Source organism: Streptomyces sp. NPDC004658 (assembly GCF_040609555.1).
GTDB lineage: Bacteria > Actinomycetota > Actinomycetes > Streptomycetales > Streptomycetaceae > Streptomyces.
In genome coordinates this window covers 40798-47311 of record NZ_JBEXKG010000052.1, presented here as the reverse complement: position 1 = coordinate 47311, position 6514 = coordinate 40798, and the positions used below count along the sequence as shown (strand labels likewise).

General features: G+C 73.2%; 4 protein-coding genes and 1 pseudogene. 3 read left to right on the top strand and 2 right to left on the bottom strand.

The genetic code is table 11. The features are described from left to right. Together scy and mce are read right to left on the bottom strand one after the other, a co-directional pair. A pseudogene (gene scy / locus ABZV94_RS19750) lies at positions 1–1900 on the bottom strand (polarized growth protein Scy); the annotation flags it as partial. A 206-nt stretch (positions 1901–2106) separates the two neighbouring features. Beyond that, positions 2107–2547, bottom strand: coding sequence for a methylmalonyl-CoA epimerase (gene mce, locus ABZV94_RS19745; protein WP_030656158.1), 441 nt, complete (start codon positions 2545–2547; stop codon positions 2107–2109). Between the two features lie 149 nt (positions 2548–2696). On the opposite strand from mce, the gene ABZV94_RS19740 reads away from it, so the two are divergent. The 3 genes from ABZV94_RS19740 to ABZV94_RS19730 all read left to right on the top strand — a co-directional run bounded on the left by ABZV94_RS19740 (position 2697) and on the right by ABZV94_RS19730 (position 6512). Beyond that, positions 2697–3896 (top strand): acetyl-CoA C-acetyltransferase, encoded by a 1200-nt coding sequence (locus ABZV94_RS19740; RefSeq protein ID WP_356341756.1) that lies wholly within the window; start codon positions 2697–2699, stop codon positions 3894–3896. Between the two features lie 63 nt (positions 3897–3959). Continuing rightward, on the top strand, positions 3960–4916 hold the full coding sequence (meaB, locus tag ABZV94_RS19735; protein WP_356341754.1) for a methylmalonyl Co-A mutase-associated GTPase MeaB: 957 nt from the start codon (positions 3960–3962) through the stop codon (positions 4914–4916). Between the two features lie 246 nt (positions 4917–5162). Then, on the top strand, positions 5163–6512 hold the full coding sequence (locus tag ABZV94_RS19730) for an MFS transporter (protein ID WP_356341751.1): 1350 nt from the start codon (positions 5163–5165) through the stop codon (positions 6510–6512). Positions 6513–6514 lie beyond the last annotated feature (2 nt).

Here is a 6514-nt window from a genome sequence, read left to right as displayed (position 1 = left end):
CCTCGGCCTGCTGCTGGAGCGTGCGGATCCGCTCGGCGGACTCCGCGCGCAGCCGCTCGGTCTCCTCGGCGGCCTCCCGGCGGATCCGCGCCGCCTCGGCGCGGGCGTCATCCAGCGCCTGCTCGGCCGACGCCAGCCGCTCCTGCGCCTCGGTCTGAAGCCGGCTCAACTCCTCGGCTGCCTCGGCACGACGGGACTCGACGGCCTTCTCGGCCTCCTCGCGCAGCTCCCGCGCGGCCTTCTCGGCGTCCGACCGGACCGTCTCGGCCTGCTCGGCGGCCTCGGCGCGCAGCCGCTCGGCCTCCTTGCGGGTGCGCTCCAGGGTCTCCTCGGCCTGCCGGCGCAGGCCGGTGGCCCGCTCGATGGCCTCGGTGCGCACCTTCTCGCTGTCGGCGGTCGCGGTCTGCCGCAGCTCGTCGGCGTCCGCCTTGGCCTTGGCCAGCAGCTCCTCGGCGGACTTGGCCGCCTCCTCGATCTGCGCGACCGCCTCCCGGCGGGCCTCGGCGCGGATCGACTCGCCCTCGGCGACCGCGTCGGCGCGCAGCTGCTCGGCCTCGCCGCGCAGCCGGCGGGCCTCCTCCTGCAGCTCGACCGTCTTGGCGCGGTACTCCTTGGTGTCGTCCTTCGCCGCGCCCTTGAGCTGCTCGGCGATGTCGTGCGCCTCGGCGCGCAGCCGGTCCGCCTCGGCCTCGGCCTCCGAGCGGATCCGCTCGGCCTCCTCGGCGGCGGCCCGGGTGGTCTTCTGGGCGTCCTCGGACGCCTTGTTCAGGACGTCCTCGGCGGTCTTGGCCGCCTTGGACAGCTGGCTGGCCGTCTCCTCGGCGGTGATCGACCGGGCCTTCTCGGCGGCCTCGGCGACGATCTTCTCGGCCTCGGCGCGGGCGTCCGCGACCAGCTGCTCGGCCTCGGACTTGGTCTGCTCGGCCTCCTTGGTGGCCTCCTCGACCAGCCGGGCCACCTGCTCCTTGGCGGTGCGCGTCCGGGTCTCGTTGGCGGCCTCGGCGGTCGCGAGGGCCTTGGCGGCGGCCTCCTTCGCCTCCGTGACCACCTTCTCGGCCTCGGCCTGCGCCTTGCGCAGCGCCTCCTCGGCCGCCGCCATCCGCTCCTCGGCGGCCCGGCTCAGCTCGGCGGCCTGCCGGCGGGCCGCGTCCGACTCGGTGACCGTGGCCGTCCGCAGCTGCTCGGCGTGCTCGGTCGCCTCCTGGGCCTGCGTGGAGGCCGCGTTCAGCAGCCGCTCGGCGTCCGTGCGGGCACGGCGCAGGATCTGCTCGGCCTCCGCGCGCGCCGACTCGGCCTCGCTCTGCAGCCGCTCCCGGGCCTCCCGGGTCAGCCGTTCGGCCTCCGCGCGGGCGGCGGCCATCGCCTGCTCGGCCTCCGCGCGGGACTCCTCCAGCAGCCTGCGGGCCTGCTGCTCGGTGCGGGCGCGCAGCTGCTCGGCCCAGGCCACGTTCTCGTTGACGTGCGACTCGACGGTGGCCCTGCGCTCGGCCAGCTCCTGGTCCAGCTGCTGGCGCCGGGTCACCGCCTCCTGGTGCAGCTCGGCCTGGAGCCGCGCGGCCTGCTCGGCGTGCTCCTGGAGGATGCGCTGGGTCTGGGCGCGGGCCTGGCTCAGCTCCCGCTCGGCGTCCTGGCGCAGCTGCTCGGCCTGCATCTGGGCGTTGCGGAGCAACTGCTCGGCCTGGTAGCCGATGTCACCCGCGTCGTAGGCGGGCCGGGTCATGAGGGTGCGCCGCGCCTCGTGCAGCTTGGCGCGCAGCACCTCGACCTGGTAGCCGAGGTCCTCGGCGTGCTGGATCGCCTTCTCGCGCTCGGTCCTCAGCCGCTTCATCTCGGCCTCGAACCGAGAGAGGTGGTCGACGTCAGCCGCCGGCTCTCGCTCCTGGCTCTCGTAGCCCCGCACTGCGCGGTCCCATCCGTCCCCTGGTCAGCTTCTCCAACGAGCTCCGTCCATCCGCCGAACGGGGCCCCCGGGGAATGGTGTCAGACAGACGGCGGAGCACGGGCTGCTGCCCCGACGCTCGTCCCCCGAAACCCGGACCCCGGCATGCGGCCGCCCCCGTTTCAGGGACGACCGCCCCCAACCCTACCGGCCCTTATGTACGGGGGTCAGTGCTCAGGTGACTCAACAGGGGCCGAAGTGACCAGTTCTGTCAGGACGCCATGGCAATCCTTGGGGTGCAGGAAGGTGATCCGCGACCCCATGGAGCCGCGTCGTGGCTCGTCGTACAGCACCCGGACGCCCTTTCCGCGGATGTCCGCGGCGTCCCCGTCGACGTCCGCCGTGCCGAAGGCGATGTGGTGGACGCCCTCCCCGTTCTTCGCGAGCCACTTGCCGACCGCCGAGTCCTCGCGGGTCGGTTCCAGCAGCTGGAGGTAGGAGGCTCCGCCGTCCGAGGTCTCGTTGATCTTGAGCATGGCCTCCCGCACGCCCTGCTCCTCGTTGACCTCGGTGTGGAACACCTCGAAGCCGTACGTGGCCCGGTAGAACTCGACGGTCGCGTCGAGGTCGTGGCAGGCGATCCCGATGTGGTCGATTCGCGTCAGCATGGATTCAGTGCAGCGCTCCCCGGATGGTTACGCAACGTGCGCGCGATCACACCGACGGGCCGGTGACGCCATGTCCAACCGCTCAGTACATTCGAAGTAAACCCTCGTTCACTCCTCGGCTGTGCGCAGCTGGAAGGGGATCGCACCTCATGTCTTCTGGAACGACCAGCTCGGTGATCGTCGCGGGCGCCCGGACGCCCATGGGGCGGCTGCTGGGCTCGCTGAAGTCCTTCTCCGGAGCCGACCTGGGCGGCTTCGCGATCAAGGCCGCCCTCGACCGTGCGGGGATCGGCGGCGACCAGGTGCAGTACGTGATCATGGGCCAGGTCCTGCAGGCCGGCGCCGGCCAGATCCCGGCCCGCCAGGCCGCCGTCAAGGCCGGCATCCCGATGAACGTCCCGGCGCTCACCATCAACAAGGTGTGCCTCTCCGGCCTCGACGCCATCGCCCTGGCCGACCAGCTGATCCGCGCGGGTGAATTCGACATCGTCGTCGCGGGCGGCCAGGAGTCCATGACCAACGCCCCGCACCTGCTGCCCAAGTCCCGCGAAGGCTACAAGTACGGCGCGGTGCAGATGCTCGACGCGATGGCCTACGACGGCCTGACCGACCCGTGGGAGAACATCCCGATGGGCGAGTCCACCGAGAAGCACAACACCCGCCTCGGCATCGGCCGCGCCGAGCAGGACGAGATCGCCGCCCTGTCCCACCAGCGGGCGGCGGCCGCCCAGAAGAACGGTCTGTTCGAGGCCGAGATCACCCCGGTGGAGATCCCGCAGCGCAAGGGCGAGCCGGTGCTGTTCAGCAAGGACGAGGGCATCCGCGGTGACACCACCGCCGAGTCCCTGGCCAAGCTGCGCCCGGCCTTCGCCAAGGACGGCACCATCACGGCCGGCTCCTCCTCGCAGATCTCGGACGGTGCGGCGGCCGTGGTCGTGATGAGCAAGGCCAAGGCCGAGGAGCTGGGCCTGACCTGGCTCGCCGAGATCGGCGCGCACGGCAATGTGGCCGGCCCGGACAACTCCCTCCAGTCCCAGCCGTCGAACGCCATCCGCCACGCCCTGAAGAAGGAGGGCCTGGAGGTCTCCGACCTGGACCTCATCGAGATCAACGAGGCCTTCGCCGCCGTCGCCGTGCAGTCAATGAAGGACCTCGGCGTGTCCACGGAAAAGGTGAACGTCAACGGCGGCGCGATCGCGCTGGGCCACCCGATCGGCATGTCCGGCGCCCGGCTCGTGCTCCACTTGGCGCTGGAGCTCAAGCGGCGCGGCGGCGGCGTCGGCGCGGCGGCGCTGTGCGGCGGCGGCGGCCAGGGTGACGCGCTGATCGTGCGGGTACCGAAGGCCTGAGACCCCGAGGGTCTGTCCCCGGTACGCCGGTGTCCGGTACGTGGTGAACTGAACGGAGCTGTGATGCAGGACGTCTCCTCTCTGGTGGCCCAGGCCAGGGAAGGCCGGCCGCGGGCCGTGGCCCGGCTGATCTCCCTCGTGGAGGGGGCGTCCCCGCAGCTGAGGGAGGTCATGGCGGCGCTGGCCCCGCTGACCGGCAACGCGTACGTGGTCGGCCTGACGGGCTCGCCGGGCGTCGGCAAGTCCACCTCCACCTCCGCGCTCGTCACCGCGTACCGCAAGCAGGGCAAGCGGGTCGGCGTCCTGGCCGTCGACCCCTCGTCGCCGTTCTCCGGCGGCGCCCTGCTCGGCGACCGGGTCCGGATGTCGGAGCACGCCTCCGACCCCGGCGTCTACATCCGCTCCATGGCGACCCGCGGCCACCTCGGCGGCCTGGCCTGGGCGGCCCCGCAGGCCATCCGGGTGCTGGACGCGGCCGGCTGCGACGTGATCCTGGTCGAGACGGTCGGCGTGGGCCAGTCGGAGGTGGAGATCGCCTCCCAGGCGGACACCAGCGTGGTCCTCCTCGCCCCCGGCATGGGCGACGGCATCCAGGCCGCCAAGGCCGGAATCCTGGAGATCGGCGACGTGTACGTCGTCAACAAGGCCGACCGGGACGGCGCCGACGCGACCGCCCGCGAGCTGAACCACATGCTGGGCCTGGGCGAGGCCCGCGGCCCCGGCGACTGGCGCCCGCCGATCGTGAAGACGGTCGCGGCCCGCGCCGAGGGCGTCGACGAGGTCGTGGAGGCTCTGGAGAAGCACCGGGCCTGGATGGAGGAGCGCGGGATCCTCGTGGAGCGCCGCAAGGCCCGCGCGGCCCGCGAGGTGGAGACCATCGCGGTGACGGCGCTGCGCGAACGCATCGGCGACCTGCACGGCGACCGCCGCCTGAGCGCCCTCGCCGAACGGATCGTCGCCGGCCAGCTGGACCCGTACCGCGCGGCCGACGAACTGGTCACGGGCCTGACGGAGGGCTGAGGACGGCGAGCGGACCGCCGTCCGCCGGGGGCTGGGTTTCTCCTGCGTGGGGATGGGCTGATTGGGGGCTGGTGGGGTCGCTGGGCTGACCGAAGAATCTGGGTCGCCGACGCGGTGATCACGCTGCTACCTTGACCGGCATGTTCCTCTCCTTGGCGTAGAGCGCACCCGGGATCGCGGGGCCGGACTGACGGCCACCGCGCCCTTCGGTGTCCGCCTCTTCCGCCTCTCCCAGAGGAACCTCGCGTGTCCACGCCCCATTCGCGGCCCTCGTACGCCGCCGTCCTGCGCGTCCCGCATGCGCGCCGCACCTTCACCGCAGCCCTGACGGCCCGCCTGTCCTACGGCATGGTCTCGCTCGCGGTGCTGCTCTCCGTCACCCACGCCACCGGGTCCTACACCGTCTCCGGCACCGTTCTCTCCCTCTTCGGCGCCACGACGGTCTTCCTGATGCCGCTGCGGGCCTCCCTGATCGACCGCCACGGCCCGCGCCTGGTGCTGCCGCCCATGTCCGCGCTGTACGGCGTCCTGCTGAGCGTCCTGGCCGTCCTGACCTGGCGTCCCGGCGCACCGGCGGCGGCCGTCGGACTCACGGCCGCCCTCGCGGGCTCCTGCGCGCCGCCGCTGGGCCCGACCATGCGCGCCCTGTGGTCCGAACTGGTGACGGACCGGAACCTGCTGCGACGCGCCTACAGCCTGGACGGAGTCGCCGAGGAACTGCTGTACGTCTCCGGTCCGGCCCTGATCGCCCTGCTGGGGGGCTTCGCCCCACCGGCCGCCGGAATCCTCCTCAGCGCGGCTCTGAACGCCGGGGGCACGTGCGGCTTCGTCACATCCCCGGCGATGACGGCTCAGCGCCGGACACCCCGGGAGGAGGGCTCTGCCGGGGTCCGGCTCGCGGGCGAGGGGCCCGCCGGCGAAGGGCCTGACGGGGAAGGGAGTGCCGGGGAAAAGGCTGCCTCGGGGCTGCCCGTCGAGGCGCAGCGCGTCCGGGAACCGGCCGGATTGGTGCGGGGGCTGTTGCCCCCGGTCGCGGTCGCCCTGGGCGCGGGGCTGGCCCTCAGCGCCGTGGAGCTGCTGGTGATGGCCTTCGCCACGGAACGTTCCTACGACCCCGCCCTGGTCCCGTGGGTGCTGGGCGCGCTCTCGGCGGGAAGTGCGCTGGGCGGTCTGGCCAACGGGGTGGTGCGGTGGCGTACGAGCGCCCGGACCCGGCTGTGCCGGTTCGGGGTGTGCCTCGGTCTGGTGCTCGCGGCAGCGGGCCTGGCCCCCGACCTGTGGACCCTCACGGCGGCCATGGCCTGCGCGGGAGCGTTCATTGCCCCGGCCCTGACGACGGCCTACCTCCTGGCCGACGAATCGGCCCCCGAGAGCGCCCGCACGCGGGCCGGGGCATGGGTGAACATGGCGGTGAACGCGGGAAGCTCGGGCGGTGCGATGGCGGCCGGGTTGCTGATCGGCCGACTGCCGCTGCCCCTGTGCTTCACCCTGGCGGGAGGAACCGCCCTGGTGGCCGCCGTGGCCGCGGGCTGCCGCGTCACCGGGACGGCGGCGCGGGTGGGCGCGGCGGCATCCCGTCAGCGCCGGGCCGCGTGACC

What these genes read in the sequence shown, in the direction of transcription:
- mce (WP_030656158.1), bottom strand. Translation starts at nt 2,547, where the DNA reads ATGCTGACGCGAATCGACCACATCGGGATCGCCTGCCACGACCTCGAC.
- ABZV94_RS19740 (WP_356341756.1), top strand. Translation starts at nt 2,697, where the DNA reads ATGTCTTCTGGAACGACCAGCTCGGTGATCGTCGCGGGCGCCCGGACG.
- meaB (WP_356341754.1), top strand. Translation starts at nt 3,960, where the DNA reads ATGCAGGACGTCTCCTCTCTGGTGGCCCAGGCCAGGGAAGGCCGGCCG.